The sequence below is a fragment of the Paenibacillus sp. FSL F4-0100 genome (genome assembly GCF_037993005.1).
Classification (GTDB): Bacteria; Bacillota; Bacilli; order Paenibacillales; family Paenibacillaceae; genus Paenibacillus_AQ.
Map to the genome: position 1 here is coordinate 340,462 of NZ_CP150303.1, position 14,693 is coordinate 355,154.

Here is a 14,693-nt window from a genome sequence, read left to right on the forward strand (position 1 = left end):
AAAGAAGTTGACGATATGTTTACTGAATATGGTGAGTTGAGTACCAAGCTATATCAATTAACCAAGCCTGCCGGATATTCGATTGATGGTGATTTAGAGTATTATTTTGATCATTTGAAAAATACCAAAGGTAAAATACTGGAAGCCGGTGTTGGCACTGGCAGAATGATGATCCCTCTTCTCCAGAAAGGACTTAATGTAGAGGGTGTAGACGTGTCTGAGGATATGTTAAAACAATGTAGAGCAAATATGGTAGCTACAAATGTAAAAGGAACTCTGTATCAAGGAGATCTTACGAATCTTCGTCTGCCAGAGAAATACGAAGCGATAATCATGCCGACTGGCAGCTTCTGTCTGTTACCGCGCAATCGTGTTAAAGACGTACTACATTCTTTTTATCAGCATCTTGATAAACAAGGGAAAATTATTATTGATTTAGAATTACCAACAGGTTTTATTCCATATAAAATTTCGACAAGTCCATTTTCGATTGATGATGATTCTGGCATTCTATTTACCTCAACGACTCAGGGAATAGATTGGCATCAACAAAAAACTAGCTCCATTCATCGATACGATCTACTCAAAAAAGGCAAGATTCAACAAACGGAAATATCGAATTTTGTGCTCTATTGGTACGGAATCGAAGAATTTCAGCTTTTGCTAGAACATGAAGGATTTATATCTATTGAGTATCAACTTGGATACGGGAAAAACTCATATTCTTCACTTATCACCTTTTTTGCAAGCAAAGAATAATATTGGAAATTTTTTAATCTGTCACCCTACCGGTCGTTTTCCCGGTAAAGACCATTATTCATACATCAATACTGATGAAGACGATATACCATTCTGACAAAGGACCAGTGATCAATTTCTGATGACTGGTCCTTTTGCGAAATTGAAACTGAATTATTTGTCGGTGTTGACATTTATGGTTTGAGCGTTGACTTTTCTTGGAAATATTCAATCCTCGGCTTTCTCCGTATCCATCTTGAAGCTCAGACCACTATATCGCAGGAATATAACCAGTGTTGTAAAAGCAGTTCTTTTATTTGCGTTGTGAAAAGGAGGTTTTGGCCTAGTGATTCGAACAAAACCGCAGCCTTCTCAAAAATAGCGGGGTATGCATCTTCGCCAAAACAGAAGTACTCCTGTGCTATAATTAGATATAGCGCAGTTTCATTCGGAAAAATCACATTTCCTATATATAAATCCATTGGACAAGGAGTGCATTGACCAACCATGCACGATTATCAGGCTTTCTTGCACCACAAGTTAATTATTATCGGCGCAGGCGCATCAGGACTCATGGCCGCCGTGACTGCGCGGGATTTGGGTATTGATACCGCCATTCTGGAGGGTAACGACCGGATTGGGAAAAAAATCTCAATGACAGGCGACGGTCGTTGCAATATTACGAACGATTCCACTATGACGGGTACGGACGACGAAGCGGTGGTCTTATCGCGCAAATATCACAGCAGTCAGGCTAAATTTCCGTTGCCTGTGCTGCAGCAATTCGGCATTCGTCAAACCATTGATTTCTTTCACGTGCTCGGGCTGCCGCTTACAAAATTGAAAGAGGGCTTAATGTACCCGATGTCGCTACAGGCCGCATCTGTGGTGGATATTTTCGAGCTTGCTCTAGAGGAGCGGAACATTCCGGTATACCTTAACAACAAAGTGCTGGATGTCACCGTATCGGCAGATCATCCACGATTTAAGATTACATGCCGAAATGAAACAGAGGAGCAGGTTGTTTATACCAGCGATTATCTGTTTCTTTGTACGGGCAGTCTTACCGGCCAGAATGCGGGGACGGACGGGTCTGGGTATACACTTGCCCAGCGAATGGGGCACTCCTTGGTCGAGCCTGTTCCGGCCATCGTGCAATTGAAGGTGAAGTATCCATATCAGAAGGCGCTATCCGGCATCAAACTCCAAGGACGAGCCGACATCCTCGTGAACGGCAAAGTCGCCCGCTGCGAAGTCGGCGAAATTCATTTCACCGACTACGGCTTCTCCGGCCCACCGATTCTGCAGCTCGGGCGGAAGGCAGCCGTACATCTCGCGAAAGGGGACTCCGTTACCCTATCCGTAGATTTGATGCCGAACCGCACGGAGGAAGAGGTTATCGAATTTCTGGAGGCGAACTGGGGGACGTTCGCGCATCGGACGGTCGCGGAGTCCTTCGTCGGTTTTTTACACAAGAAACTGGTCTCCGTCCTGCTGAAGGAAGCGAAAATTGATCAAGAGCCGAACCTGCTCTGCCAAGATCTTTCGTTGAAAACCAAAAAGATCTTTTATAAGTTATTGAAGTGTTGGGAGTTTAAAGTAACCGAAACCCAAAGCTTTGAGTACGCACAAGCGACAGCCGGCGGCATCGCTACGAAAGAGCTCGTCGCAGATACGCTGGAATCCAAGCTCGTGCCTGGGCTCTATTTGGCCGGCGAGGTGATGGATGTCGACGGAGACTTTGGGGGTTACAACCTGCAATGGGCCTGGAGCTCCGGTTATGCGGCCGCGATGGCGTTAGGGAAACGCATTTTTAGATGAAGCCATTAGAAAAAGGAATGAATTCAACACCTATGTATAAGTCGAAATCTACTATGCACCACAAGCTGTTCATTATCGGTGCAGGCGCTTCAGGTCTTATGGCCGCCGTTACTGCGCGAGACCGAGGGATCGATACTGCGATCATTGAAAGCAACGACCGGGTCGGAAAGAAGGTACTAACGACCGGTAATGGGCGTTGTAACATTACGAACAAATCCACGGCGACGGGTACGGACGAAGCGGTCAATTTATCCAGTAAATATCACAGTAATCAAGCGGAATTTCCGCTACCTGTGCTGCAGCAATTCGGCGTTCGGCAAACTGTCGATTTCTTTAACACACTCGGCCTTCCGCTGATCGCTATTGAGAATGGCCGAATGTATCCGATGTCGCTGCAGGCTGCATCGGTGTTAGAAGTTTTCCGGATTGCACTGGAGGATCGGAATGTTCCGATATACTTCAAAACCAAAGTATTGGACGTTACCGTGTCGAAGGAACATCCGCGATTCACGATTGTGTGCCAGACGGAAACAGAGGAAAAGGTCACATATACCAGCGATTATCTCTTCCTCTGTACGGGCGGCCTTACCGCTCCAAAGACAGGAACGGATGGCTCCGGTTACACACTTGCCCAACGACTGGGACATACCTTGATCGATCCTGTACCCGGGATTGTTCAATTGAAGCTGGATAGCCCATATCTGAATGAACTTTCCGGAGTTAAATTCGAGGGATGGGGGAATATCATTGTAAATGGTGAGGTCATCCGGAGTGAGTATGGAGAGGTTCTGTTTACGAAATATGGCGCTTCTGGCCCGCCGATTCTCCAGTTAAGCCGAAAGGCTGCATATCAACTCGCAAGAGGAGAAACGGTGACCTTATCGCTTGACTTAATGCCAGACCGAACAGAGGAAGAGGTCGTCGATTTTCTGGATACGCATTGGGGAATGTTTGGACACCGGACGGTGGCTGCTTCCCTAATCGGGATTTTAAACAAGAAGCTGATCCCCATCCTCTTGAAAGAGGCGGGAATCGATCAGGACCAGAACCTGCTGTGTCAGGATCTATCGTGGAAAACCAGGAAAGCCTTGTGTCGTCTCATGAAGCATTGGGATTTCATCGTGACCGATACCAATGGTTTCCCGAATGCCCAAACGACAGCCGGCGGCATCGATACGACAGAGTTAAGAGAAGGAACGCTAGAATCGAAGCTCGTGCCTGGGCTCTATTTGGCCGGCGAGGTGATGGATGTGGATGGGGATTGCGGTGGCTATAACCTGCAATGGGCCTGGAGCTCCGGCTATTCCGCCGCGGTGGCACTTGCTGATCAACTTAATCTGAGCCAGGCCAGCCCCTAGTCTAAAGTCTAGGTTCAGATACCCCCTAAGACGGTTATGTCAGCCCAATAAAGCGGATATAATGGATTTATTACTCGGAGCGTGACTTAAGAAGCCATAAGGGGTGTTTGAATATGAAGGCAACAGAAGCGGCTGCAACGTCGCGGGCAGGCAAGGTGAATTGGGTGCTTTTTAATCCAAAAACCTATGCAACGATTCTCTATTTCTTGGTATCTCTCCCGTTAGGGATTATTTATTTTACAGTAGCGATAACGGGACTTGCACTATCCATCGGTTTGACTCCAATATTTATCGGAATACCGCTGTTTTTTGGAGTAGCCAAGTTGTTGAATGGGATTGTGAATTTTGAACAAAGCATGATAAGACAAATTTTGGGATTACCATCTCCTTCTGTATCGTATAATTACAATCAACAATCTGAAGCTGGGGAGAACTGGTTGAAGCGAATGGTGAGAGACTTTGAGGGTGGGTTATTCATTCGAAATCTGCTGCTTGTATTATTAAGATTTGTAACAGGCATTGTATTCTTTGTTATTATGGTAACGGCGATTTCACTAGGACTCGGATTAATTGCTCTTCCAGTCGTCCATATCATTTTGATGAATGAAATGCAGCTTGATATTTTAGAGAATAGCGTGTTTAGTTATTTTCATATAGATTGGACTTATAATCAGCAATATTTGCTGTATGTAGGCGTTGGCCTTATCCTGTTCTGGGTCGCGCTGCGCGTCGTGAATGGGCTCATGCAAATTCTTCGTAGAATCATGTATGTGGATGAGCCCTATCAGCAGCCGTCAGTGCCGCCAATGGAAGCACACATACATGCGCCCGTTCAGTCGCAATATTACGAGTACCCAGAGGATCACCCCACTCAAGGGATGATGCAGCCAGCCCAAAGAGAGCTTTAGAAGCTCTCTTTTTTTAAACTCCACTACTTGAAGCGTGATTTATTTGGACAACTGAAGAGCTTAACGAAATTCGTCTGACAGGTTTAAAAGATACGATGAAAAGCCCGACCGTGTGAGGCCGGGCTTTTGTCTATGCGATTGTATAACGATCCGTTCGAAATAATTGATTTTTACGCAATTTCCTTGTACCGTAGCAAAGGCACGGGCCACTAGAGCCGCATCCTTTTTAGGACTTGCGCTTGAGCCAATGATCTCTCGATGCAGCTGCTAATCTTTTTGTTTTGGAGCGGTAGAAATGGCGTGTGTTTTATTTATTAATTATTAAGCTGTTGATGAGATTTTCGAATGTAACAATTTTCATATATAATTGAACTGAAGTAATGTCATGCTGTCAACAGCGGTCGGAAGTCAAGTCTTTCGTATTGTGACTCTCCAGGTTCATCCGTAAATCTTTAGATAACTAAAATATAATTAAATGAGGGAAGCGAATGAATTTTTTGCGGGAGTTTTTTGCTAACAATATAGTAAGAAGAATTCTGTTCCTCTTACTTGTCGTTTTATTGCTGTATAGCTTAAGAGGTATGCTCAATTTGCTGTTATTGCTGTTTCTTGTTACCTTCGTCATGGGACGCCTAGAGCACTTTATTACGAAGAAAATATCTAAGTTGTTTCCTATATCGTCTATTGTCGTTAATACGATATTGTATGCGGCTTTAATATTTGGGCTTGTATACGGAATTGCCAATTATGTTCCGAAGCTCATTAATCAAATTTCTGATTTATATTTTTCCATTATCAAATTCGTGAATACACCTCAGTCGGATGAAATTGCCGAGCTTGTCTCCTCCGCGCTTAGTAAGCTGGAATTGGAGCAATACGGAAGTCAGGCACTGAATTATATTCTGAAGATAGGTAAATGGGCCGAGGTTATCATATTTGTTATTGTATTGAGCTACTTCTACTTAATCCAGAAGAAAACAGTCAATGACTTTACAGATAAGTTGAGCAAAAGCAAAATAAGCTGGGCTTACAATGAGTTTAAATATTTTGGTCAAAAATTCACCTCTTCCTTTGGTAAAGTGATCGAGGTTCAACTGATGATCGCCTTGTTCAACACGATTCTAACGACTATCGGGTTGTCGATTTTGGGCTACCCTTACTTGTTCGCTCTAACGATTATGGTATTTTTACTAAGCCTTATCCCGGTAGTCGGTGTTGTTATTTCCTTCATTCCAATCAGTATTATCGGTTATCAGATTGGTGGTATCTCAACCGTCATTTGGGCGATTGTCATGATTTTGCTCATCCATGCAGTTGAGACATACTTCTTAAATCCGAAGCTGTATGCTCACAAAACGAAGCTGCCGATGTTCTACACCTTTATTGTTCTTATTTTCTCCCAGCACTTCATGGGGATCTGGGGGCTTATTATCGGGATTCCGATCTTTATGTTCCTGCTCGATATTTTTGAAGTCGATCAAAGCAACGCAGTATCCTAAATATCCTGTCCGATTTGAGTAGACAATTGTAGACTGTTCCCTATGGAAAAGAAGAGACATTTACTCTGAAATATGCATATAAGAAAGGCGTTACTGATTTTTCACTATAGTATGGCATTGTGTCTGTAAGCACGATAACCGTATGTTTCATAAATATAAGATAAGAAAAATGACTACAGAAAAATTCTGTAGTCATTTTTTATAGAACTCAGAATATTAAGGAATGACTTTCCAAACGTCTGCATTTCCTGGAGTTTCACCTAACGTCCACCATTTCGCTTCATAGTTCACACCGTTATGGGTTACTTTGCTTCCACCAACATAAACCGTGGATGCATCCCAGGCTGGGTATGTAGCAGGTGCGCTAGGTGTCGTTAGATTGACAATATTGCTAGCAGCGGATACGTTACCAGCGGCATCAACTGCCTTTACCGTAAAGGAGTAAGCCGTATTTGGCGACAGACCCGTAACCGTGTATTCAAGCGCTGAACCCGAAACCGTAGCGACTAATGTCGAGCCTTGGAACACTTGATAGCCTGTTACACCCACATTGTCCGTTGAAGCATTCCACATTAAAGGCACTGTAGTAGATGTAGTTGTACCCATCACATGTAAGCTTGTAGGTGCTGAAGGAGCCTCCGTATCAGGACCTACTACAGCTAGTGTGGTAAAGGATGCAGGATTGCTGGCGGGTGATATGTTCCCAGCAGCATCTACTGCTTTAATGGTAATGTTATAGGTTGTATTCGGTGTTAAGCCTGTTAGATTGTAATTCAATGCACTTGTGGAACCGATTTGGGTTGAGCCGTTAAAAATACTGTAATTCGTAACGCCAACATTATCAGTAGCAGCATTCCAAGAAATTGTTGCACTCGTGGTTGCGACATTGGAAGCTGTTACTCCTGTCGGAGCAGTTGGCGCTGTTGTATCTGGATTTCCACCACCGGTGAAGTTCACATCGATAACGTTATAGAATGCATTTCCTGTGTCCGCAATTTCCCAGACTGCGAGGATGACTTGATATCCCGTTCTGCTCGGTACGTTACAAGTGTCGGAATAAGTATTGGACGGCATGCCCTTATACGGTACATTACAGAAAGGAGTTAAGTCGAAGGATGCACGAGTTAATGGTGCATTCGGGTCCCAATCCTGCTTGGTAATGTAGTATTTCCAGCTAGCTGTTGCATGAGGTACTTTTAACTTCCAGTCAAAAGTCGTTTGTCCAGGTGAAATGTTTACTTTTGTCCAACGAGTTGCGGATTGCTGATCAAGTGGAGCGAACAAGCCGTTAGCACTTGCAATTTTACCATCGGCTGGACCTGCTGCTGGGAACCCTTTTGCTGCTTCTAAGCTATACGGTTCATAAATAATAAGTCCGCAATTCGTATTGACTCCTCTGGCACATAAATCCGCACGGCTGGAAGGATTACTTACATATCCGTGAGCGGATGCTTTGGACTCGAATAAGAATAGAGCCATAACAGCGAGCGTCATTAATAGACCGCTAGCCAAGACCTTCTTAATTAGTCCGGAATTGGGAAAACGTAGGGTTAACATCAATAAAAAAACCTCCTCTTTTAGATAAACTATGCACGAAGAACCAAACGATCATTCGTACCTTGATTGCATAACGACGTACTTTCTCACCTCCTTCCAGGTCAATATGTATGCTCAATAAGTGAACATAAATAACTAATGGTTGGTGTAATAAATGATTGTGTTGGTGAATAAGAGGGGATTGCTGACGTAGGTGGTAAAATATAAGCGGATCACATTTTAGGATAATTATGGAATTAAAAGTAATTTAAAGACATTTTATAACAGGCTTTTGTACACTGCAATAGTTAATGAGAACCATAAGAGTGTGAAACATCCACATCTTCTCCCAGGATTAACTGAAGAGGACATTCAGGCTGACGTTACGGAGTGTCGGGGTTTCGCTTTCGATGCAGGGATTCGGCTCCCCTCGGCTCCATACATAAAACCCGCCTATAGAGCGGGTTTTCGCATTTCTTATGGTTAAAATGTAGTCCGAAACTGTGTGAAGTAAAATAGCCGTAAAGCCGACCGTATATCAAGATGCTGTTTCACCTCCGGAAACGCCAACCGGAATCGGGTAAATTTGAAAATGTCTGCGAAGGGAAACTAGACCTTATGCTTATGAAAACAAAGGTTCCGCTATAAATAAAGAACCCGACAGTACATCGGGTTGGATAAATTTGTGAATTGTAAAAAAATCCTCGCGTTAATCGGTTAAATGAACGGACTCATTGAAAATTTGGTCAGCTCATTATTACATCCAGCCACCCATACCTTTATAACGGTGCGCAAGTGCTTTATGGTAATATTCCTGCTCGGCATATTTATAAAAGAACGGAGGATTGCCCGCGCAAGCCATTTTCATTCGCTCAAAATGTTCAGCTTTCACAAAATGATAACCAGCCATTTGCTCAGGATCGTAAGACCTATTTTGTAAATAAACCGGTTCGGACAAAATAACACACTCCTTTTTAGATTTGGTGTTCGATCTAGGCAATAATAATATATGTCGATAGCCCGAAAATCTCCTATGATATTAGCCTAATCTAGGTGGAAATACTCGAGGAGATTGAAGAATTTACGCCCCTATCATCCAAACTTTATGAGGGGAAAGGATATCCCAGCTACGGCTTTCTTATTTTGCACAACACTTCTCTGGAGCACCACATAGGTATTTGTCATATGTTATATAGATGTGTTTTTCAAATTATGACAAAGGAGTATGCAACTCATGAATAGATTTATGTACTATGGCTATCCGCGACCATATGCCCCATTCCCAGCTCCGCAATATTATCGGAATGAAGACGTACAGCGCAAGGAAACTCCGGTATTACCAAAAAATGTTATGTATACGACAACTGTGGAACCCAAATTCACTGAGCATTTGATCCAGCACATAGGGCTAATGATTGCCATCACGACAACTGTCGGCAAATTGGTAGGTACTCTGGATGATGTTTTCATTGATCACGTAGCTCTTGTAGTCCATGGAAAAAAGCATCACATTCGATTATGTGAAATCGTTTATTTTGAAAAAGCAGAAGAGAAATAAACAATGGACGAGAGCCGATCTACGAGGCTTTGGACGAAATCTTCATCAAGGAAGGGCTAGGAGATGTAGATAAACACTACAGCCGCAAAGAAAATGTGCTGTTTCCTTTTCTCGAGAAATATGGGATCTATGGACCGACCAAGGTGATGTGGGCAGTAGATGACGGTATCCGATTGGGAATAAAAGAAGTGAAATCCAAACTCACTCACTTTGATGGCAATGCCGAGACCGTAGTGGATCTGGCAAAACGCGTCTTAACCGAAGTAACAGAAATGATCTATAAAGAGGAACATATCTTATTACCAATGGCTCTGGAAAAGTTGACGGAAGACGAATGGCTTCAAATTGCTGCCCAAAGCGAAGAAGTCGGTTATTGCTTAATTGCGCCCGATCAAGAATGGATTCCCGAAAGAGCAGCTGAACCTGGCTCAGATCAGGGATTGGGGTCTTCTCCGCTGCAAGAGGGATATATCCGAATGAGTACAGGCATTTTATCGGTCAGACAGATGGAATCCATCTTAAACCATTTACCAGTCGACCTAACCTTTATCGATGAAAATGATATCGTTCGATATTTTTCACAGGGAAAAGAACGAATCTTCGTTCGTACCAAAGCGGTAATCGGCAGAAGTGTTCAGAACTGCCATCCTCCGCAAAGCGTTCATGTCGTCAATCAGCTGCTTGCTGATTTCAAGGCAGGTGTCAAAGATGCAGAAGATTTCTGGATCCCGGTTAAAGATAAATTTGTTTACATTCGTTATTTTGCCGTAAGGGATGAAGAAGGAAACTATTTAGGTACGCTTGAATTCACTCAAAACATTAAGCCGATTCAGGAACTCACAGGTCAAAAACGGATACTCTCTCCGTAAGGAGAGAAGCCGGTTACAAGTCGAAACAGTCAGTGGCCGAAAACAATCGGACACTGGCTGTTTAGTTTTTTGTGTTTAAGAAGAAGTGTAATTACACCAAATCAAGCAATGGATTTTGCCGTATTCAGAGTGGAGTAACAACGGTAGATCGCATTCCATACAACTATACTGAGTTAGCCGAGTTAGCTTTTTAACTTGTGTTATTATGACCGCCCAATGGGAAATATTTTTAGCGCTATATGACTTGCTTTTCTTCCAAATAGGCATAGTTTTCCTCGCTTTCATATCTGGCACCTGGGAATTGGTTCCAAGGACCTAACGATTTTTTTACTATTCTGTTACTTGTTCCTTTTGTGAAGATTGATAACCTTTACTAGAATAATTACATTAATCTGTATATTGTTGAGGTGAGTGCCATGGGCAAAATATTAGTTCCTCCGGAAAGACTTATGGAGATATCCCAACAATTTGCACAGGCCAGGGAGATCGGGGTGCAAATTTGCAGCCACCTTACCCAGCAGATTCATATCCTTGAAAGTGGATGGGAAGGTACGACAAGGCAGCAATTCTATCAAAATTTCCAGCTTGCCCGTCAGCAAATGGATAATTTTACTGCAGCGGTGGGTTCGGTCAGCACGGAATTACATACGATTGTCAGCCGCTTTAAAGAGGCCGATTCCACTCAAGCTTCGTTACAGGCAAGGACGGCCGCCGATCCGATTGATCAAACCCAGAACGTGTTAGACAGCTCGCTTGAAGCAAGAGATAATCTGGAAAAGTGGGGAACTCTCCTTTACAGCTCTGTGGGCGCTTCCTTAGTCTTAAGTAAGACGGTACAATTCAGAGTAGATCCCAGAAATCCGTCCCGAGCCAAAATTCATAATGCGCCATGGGTTAAAGGCAAAGGTAACAATACGTTCTTGAAGAACCTGGCAAGAGGCATAAATCGCCAGATTGTGAACCCAGGCCTCATGATGAAAGGAATCAAAGGCTTTGATAGAGTGGCAAGCAAATTCGGTCTCAATTTTGGGTTAGGCTTTAGTCAAGCTAAGAACTTTCCTCAATGGACTAGACAGGTCATAGCCGGCGTAGAAAAAGGTAGATATGGGATTGCTACCAAGAAAATTCCAGGTATGATCGCCAAAAAGATATTCCCGATTAACGCAACCTTTAATGTGATCGGCGAGGCTTCCGGCCTTGTCAGTAAGTATCGTGAAGGCAAGCTTAACGGGGAAGAAGTAGCTGTAGCCGCATCCAACGTAGTTGTAAAAACAGCCGCGACCTATGGCGGGGCTGTAGCAGGCGGAGCCGTCGGTGCGATGATTGGTGGCCCGGTTGGTGCGGCCATCGGTTCCTATGTAGGTGGTACGGTTGGAGCTTTTGTCGGTGATGGCGCAGCTAAAGTTGTCGAAAAGGGAGTTCGCTGGATTAGCGGACTGTTCAAATAATTTCAGGAAGGCGCTAAATTATGAACGCAATATCTTATCGGAAATCCGTGGCATGGGGCAAATCACTTGGCAGTTTACTGTTTGTGTTGGCCTGCCTGTTTCTGCTGTACGCGGCTTTTTTTATGGATACTTCCTTTATTCGTAAGTTTTTTTGTATCACATCAGCCATAATAGGGATTCCGTTTTTTGGAGGATATTTGGTTGTCAGCTTGCCAAAGGCGCTGAAATCAGACACGCAGCTGCTCACCTACGATCAAAATTCCATTTCAGATGGAACGCGGGCCGTAGCCTGGGCGGAGATTACAAGCATCAGCTACAGCGGCCCTTCCATTCGGAAGTGGCTGCTTCCGAAATTTCCTGTGCTGATTTTTCATTTGAAAAACAGAGAGACCTGGACTGTGAATACGTATTATTTGTTGACCGATACCGAAATCCAGTCTGTCATGAAGCGCCTGCGGGGGCTGATCAGCCGTAACGGAAAGGAAACGAAATAGATCTGTACTGGAGGATTTGCTTACATGAGCGAGCATACCTATATATTTTCATTAGAAGAGCTGGGATACACCTTGGCCGTTCATCAAGGGGAGGAAATGGCTGCAGGACTTATGAAGGCATACTATGGAGACCTGTCTGAAGACAGATGGGAGCTTCTATTTCAGGCAGCTACACATAGCTTGATGTCTAAAGGCTTTATAGAATCGATTGATGAAGAGAACGGAGAGGTTCGTTTTACTTCCGAAATTACGCAAATGATTCAGCACTTGCTGCAGAGCAATTATATGCTGAGAGGGATTACCGATCGGAATTCTAGCAAAGTACTGACCATCCACGAGCTGCAGCAGCGGTATTTGTACCACTTGTCTGACAATAACACGCTTCATTTTCTATCCTGGACAGAGCCGCAGGATTGGGAGGAGGAGCTTGTACGTTTCTATGGAGTGAAGCCTTCGAAAGCTGAAGGGATGACTTTATCCGAATCCAAGGTTGTGATCACTGAAGAATTGTGGAACCGGCTGACAGCTGGTGAATCCCCTGCCTCCCCTCTCTATGACGAGCTTTCATCCGACCAACAGCAGCTGATTGCAGAATGGCAGCAGGATTTTCAAACCAATGCCCGTACCATGGACAATCTAAGCACGATAAGAATTGGAAGCGGAAACCAGACGGCAATCGAGGATATTTTGTTTGTACTTCCTGCTAAAGAAGGGTTCTGGATTGTATGTAATCGGGAAGCGGACAGAAATGCGGAACCACAGATTTGCATAGAGCTGCAATCCTTCTCTGCATGCAGAAAGACGCTCGGCTCTTTTGCTGGAGCTTTGACTTAGGGAAAACGGTAAGTGTAGTACTGCTCATCTGAAAGGTCTTCTATGCGATCAATAATCTTAGCACCCTTGGCCATATCGAATCAGACTAAGAGAGCACCCTTCCGGCGCTCTCTTTTGTTTTTCAAACAGACAGTCTTACACCTAGCTTATTCCAAATCAACCCATTGATGTCTTATCTTGGACTTTGCGTGGTAATAGAATTCAATTTATAATAATAGGCTAATCTTAAACTACGTCAGGAGGAAATAATGGACTTTATCAAAAACCAACTAGACGGATACGGCATGAGCGAACCAACCATTGGATATCTCTCAAATATGATCATGGTTGTTTTTATAGCCGTTGTCTCTATATTAGCCAATTTTTTAACCAAAAAAATCGTATTGAAGATCATAATTCATATTGTCAATAACAATCGTTATACATGGGATAATATCATTGTCGAGAAAAAAGTATTCCACAAGCTGTCACATCTCGTGCCGGCGATCATTATTTATTTTTCGGCGTCCATCTTTCCGCCCTATCAGATTCTGATTGAAAAGGCGGCAATGACGTACATGATTATCGTAACCATCACGGTGCTCAATGCGCTGCTTAATGCCTTTGATGACATCTATCGCTCGTTTGAGGTCTCCAAGATAAGGCCGATCAAGGGATACATTCAGGTGGTGAAGATCGTTCTCTTCATCATCGGCGGCATTGTGGTGATCTCAAACCTCATCGGTCAGAATCCGTTGATCATTCTCAGTGGGCTTGGTGCTTTATCGGCCGTGCTGATGCTAATCTTTAAGGATTCCATATTAGGCCTGGTGGCAGGCGTTCAATTATCGTCGAATGACATGGTGCGTGTCGGCGACTGGATTGAAATGCCGAAATACGATGCGAACGGCGACGTGATCGACATTACGTTAAACACGGTAAAGGTGATGAATTTCGATAAGACAATCACCATGATTCCGAGCTACGCTCTCATCTCCGACTCGTTCAAGAATTGGAGAGGCATGCAAGTATCCGGCGGCCGAAGAATTAAGCGAAGCGTCTATATCGATACGACCAGCATAAGTTTTTGTACGAAAGAAATGATTGAGGAATTCCAGAAGATTCACTACCTTACCGATTATGTCACGACAAAAATAAATGAAATTCATACGTATAACATCGAATACCAGATTAATACGGATAGTAAAGTGAATGGCCGACAACTTACGAATATCGGTGTATTCCGAGAATATATCCATCAATATCTGCGGCATCATCCGAAAATTCATCAGGATATGACGCTGATTGTCAGACAGTTAGCACCGGGAGATAACGGACTGCCGTTGGAAATCTACGCTTTCAGTAATGACACCGCCTGGGGAGTGTATGAATCGATTCAAGCGGATATTTTTGACCATATTTTTGCCGTTGCGCCGACATTTGGGCTGCGTGCCTTCCAAAACCCAACCGGCCATGATATCGTTCAACTCAAAGAAAGCCCGGAATATTCGCGAGGATATTGAAAATATGATCGGAGGTAAGTTGAAGCGATTTGTAAGCTGAAGGCATTACTAGAATAAGTTTGGCTACAAGCTAAGCCAAGGCTCTGCAATGACTTTCAGGTAACATCAAATCTAATAATGAAAAATAA

Annotated in this window: 12 protein-coding genes and 2 pseudogenes; 11 read left to right on the plus strand and 3 right to left on the minus strand. The window is 43.6% G+C overall.

The genetic code is table 11. From position 1 onward, the window contains the following. Positions 1–15: 15 nt before the first annotated feature. A complete protein-coding gene (locus MHH48_RS01590; protein WP_076322590.1) occupies positions 16–759 on the plus strand; it encodes a class I SAM-dependent methyltransferase in 744 nt (247 codons plus the stop codon). Between the two features lie 207 nt (positions 760–966). Here MHH48_RS01590 and MHH48_RS01595 read toward each other — a convergent pair. Continuing rightward, positions 967–1,142 (minus strand): annotated as a pseudogene (locus tag MHH48_RS01595) (type II toxin-antitoxin system death-on-curing family toxin); the annotation flags it as partial. A gap of 103 nt (positions 1,143–1,245) precedes the next feature. Here MHH48_RS01595 and MHH48_RS01600 point away from each other — a divergent pair. The 4 genes from MHH48_RS01600 to MHH48_RS01615 all read left to right on the plus strand — a co-directional run bounded on the left by MHH48_RS01600 (position 1,246) and on the right by MHH48_RS01615 (position 6,324). Continuing rightward, the gene (locus MHH48_RS01600; protein WP_083659648.1) at positions 1,246–2,559 is read left to right on the plus strand and encodes an NAD(P)/FAD-dependent oxidoreductase; all 1,314 of its coding nucleotides are present in this window, start codon (positions 1,246–1,248) and stop codon (positions 2,557–2,559) included. Between the two features lie 32 nt (positions 2,560–2,591). Then, positions 2,592–3,917, plus strand: a complete 1,326-nt coding sequence (locus MHH48_RS01605; RefSeq protein WP_083659656.1) for an NAD(P)/FAD-dependent oxidoreductase — start codon at positions 2,592–2,594, stop codon at positions 3,915–3,917. A gap of 113 nt (positions 3,918–4,030) precedes the next feature. Then, positions 4,031–4,825, plus strand: a complete 795-nt coding sequence (locus MHH48_RS01610; RefSeq protein WP_076322589.1) for a sensor domain-containing protein — start codon at positions 4,031–4,033, stop codon at positions 4,823–4,825. A 581-nt stretch (positions 4,826–5,406) separates the two neighbouring features. Further along, positions 5,407–6,324, plus strand: a complete 918-nt coding sequence (locus MHH48_RS01615) for an AI-2E family transporter (RefSeq protein ID WP_340390696.1) — start codon at positions 5,407–5,409, stop codon at positions 6,322–6,324. 216 nt (positions 6,325–6,540) lie between these two features. Here the strand turns inward: MHH48_RS01615 and MHH48_RS01620 are convergent, their stop codons facing one another. Together MHH48_RS01620 and MHH48_RS01625 are read right to left on the minus strand one after the other, a co-directional pair. Further along, a complete protein-coding gene (locus MHH48_RS01620; protein ID WP_076322587.1) occupies positions 6,541–7,881 on the minus strand; it encodes a lytic polysaccharide monooxygenase in 1,341 nt (446 codons plus the stop codon). A gap of 736 nt (positions 7,882–8,617) precedes the next feature. Further along, positions 8,618–8,818, minus strand: coding sequence for a hypothetical protein (locus MHH48_RS01625; RefSeq protein WP_076322586.1), 201 nt, complete (start codon positions 8,816–8,818; stop codon positions 8,618–8,620). A 276-nt stretch (positions 8,819–9,094) separates the two neighbouring features. Between MHH48_RS01625 and MHH48_RS01630 the strand changes: the two genes are divergently transcribed. The 6 genes and pseudogenes from MHH48_RS01630 to MHH48_RS01655 all read left to right on the plus strand — a co-directional run bounded on the left by MHH48_RS01630 (position 9,095) and on the right by MHH48_RS01655 (position 14,565). Beyond that, positions 9,095–9,418 carry a DUF2642 domain-containing protein gene (locus tag MHH48_RS01630; protein ID WP_076322585.1) on the plus strand — a complete coding sequence of 108 codons (324 nt, stop codon included), beginning with the start codon at positions 9,095–9,097 and terminating at the stop codon, positions 9,416–9,418. An 11-nt stretch (positions 9,419–9,429) separates the two neighbouring features. Continuing rightward, positions 9,430–10,287 (plus strand): annotated as a pseudogene (locus tag MHH48_RS01635) (DUF438 domain-containing protein); the annotation flags it as partial. Between the two features lie 416 nt (positions 10,288–10,703). Then, the gene (locus MHH48_RS01640; protein ID WP_076322584.1) at positions 10,704–11,735 is read left to right on the plus strand and encodes a WXG100 family type VII secretion target; all 1,032 of its coding nucleotides are present in this window, start codon (positions 10,704–10,706) and stop codon (positions 11,733–11,735) included. A gap of 20 nt (positions 11,736–11,755) precedes the next feature. After that, on the plus strand, positions 11,756–12,229 hold the full coding sequence (locus tag MHH48_RS01645) for a DUF5381 family protein (RefSeq protein ID WP_076322583.1): 474 nt from the start codon (positions 11,756–11,758) through the stop codon (positions 12,227–12,229). 24 nt (positions 12,230–12,253) lie between these two features. Next, the gene (locus MHH48_RS01650; protein WP_076322582.1) at positions 12,254–13,063 is read left to right on the plus strand and encodes a hypothetical protein; all 810 of its coding nucleotides are present in this window, start codon (positions 12,254–12,256) and stop codon (positions 13,061–13,063) included. A 248-nt stretch (positions 13,064–13,311) separates the two neighbouring features. Continuing rightward, a complete protein-coding gene (locus tag MHH48_RS01655) occupies positions 13,312–14,565 on the plus strand; it encodes a mechanosensitive ion channel domain-containing protein (RefSeq protein WP_076322581.1) in 1,254 nt (417 codons plus the stop codon). Positions 14,566–14,693 lie beyond the last annotated feature (128 nt).